Consider the following 1,696-nt stretch of genomic DNA (forward strand, 5'->3'; position numbering starts at 1 on the left):
CCCTTTCGCTTCCCAGTAGGAAGTCGGAAGGGCATTATTGGTGTTCCGGGACATTTCCCATGCTCCGCGCCGCGAGTTAGCCATCGCCAAACCTGCCCATTCAGGCACCCCAAGCGCCCGGAGTTCGCGGATTCGTGTGCGCACTCGTTTCCATTGCTTCCACAAACACATTCGGAGTCTTCTCCGAATCCATTGGTCTAGTTTCTGGAGGTGCGTCTTCGCTGAGGCGAGATGGAAGTATCCAAGCCAACCCATCACATACCGGTTCACTTGGCGAATTCGTTCTTCCATGGAAATGGACCACATTCGATTCGTCAGTTCACGAATTCTTTCCTTGAATCGCAAGATTGTTTTCGGTGCCAATCGAATCGTCGCCTGTTTCTGGCTCAGGAAACTAAATCCTAGGAACTTTCGGTGCCACGGCCTGGCTACCGCACTTTTATCCCGGTTCACTTTCAGTTTTAGCTTTTCTTCTACATATCGACTAACCGATTCCATGACTCGTTCGCCCGCTCGTTTACTCGCCACAAAGATATTACAATCGTCCGCATAGCGTACAAAGCGCAGGCCGCGTCCGGTCAGTTCCTTATCCAGATCATCCAGTAGAATGTTTGCCAGCAGCGGACTGAGCGGGCCGCCTTGCGGCGTTCCCTCCCGGCTACGCTCCAGCTTTCCATCCACTATCACTCCGGCGCTTAGATACGCGCGAACCAGTGTCAGCACTCTTTTGTCTGTCACTTTCCGTGCCACTCTCGCCATGAGCATATCGTGGTTTACCCGGTCAAAGAACTTCTCCAGATCGAGGTCTACAACCCATCTGAGTCCACTTTGGATGTATCTTTGTGCTTGTTTCACGGCGTCGTGTGCACTTTTCCCCGGCCGAAAGCCGTAGCTGTGCCACGAGAACCCTGCGTCAAAGATCGGGTTCATGACTTGTAGAAGCGCCTGCTGGAGAAATCGGTCCATCACGGTCGGAATACCCAGCAGCCGTACACCGCCTCCGGGTTTGGGGATTTCCACCCGTTTGACTGGTGCAGGGCCGTAGGTACCCGCAAGAAGTTCGGCTTTCACCGGTTCCCAATGTGTTTTCAAGTAAGCTTGTAGATTCGCTACCGTTACATTGTCCACACCGGGCGCTCCTCCGTTTTGTACCACTCGTCTATACGCGAGCCGAAGGTTGTCTCCTTCGAGCATTCGCTCCAGCAAGTCGTTCTCTGCTTTGCGAGAGGAAGGGGCGGTTTGTGCCGACGAAGAACTCGGCGCTCCAGCATACCCAGGCGGCTTCACCGCTTCTCTTTGCTGGCAGCTCTCTTGCGAGACATTCGGCTGTCGTTGCTCTTCATGCGAACGCATCGGTTTCCTCTCTCCTTTCGGTTCAGCCCTTCCGTAAAGGGTTGCAACCCTTTACGTACTATGGCCTCTGCTGACTCCTGCCGGTTCAGCGCAGCTTCTCAGCTACGGTTACAAGTTTTTTTTCTTGCGTATCCGGCAGGCCTCCCCAGATAAGAACGTCATCTTTCCGCCCGCGCCTGCCCAAGTTTACGGCTGCAGCCCTTGGCAGCTTTGGATTTCGTCATGTGTGGGTGACTCATCCGGCTGCGACCGCCTCAAATTGGATTCGTGTACCTCAGGCCGTGCTTTTGCCTCCGGCTTCCTTCAGATTCCGCCTCACGGTGGACACCCTTGCCCTTGGCTA

Annotated in this window: 1 protein-coding gene; it reads right to left on the reverse strand. The window is 54.5% G+C overall.

The window, feature by feature from the left end:
• Positions 1 to 1,353 (reverse strand): group II intron reverse transcriptase/maturase (ltrA, locus tag M2108_RS31300; RefSeq protein ID WP_277506482.1); only part of this gene is annotated, 1,353 nt, incomplete at its 3' end.
• Positions 1,354 to 1,696 lie beyond the last annotated feature (343 nt).

The organism is Paenibacillus sp. PastM-3 (assembly GCF_029893965.1).
In the GTDB taxonomy this organism is placed as follows: Bacteria; Bacillota; Bacilli; order Paenibacillales; family Paenibacillaceae; genus Paenibacillus_AQ.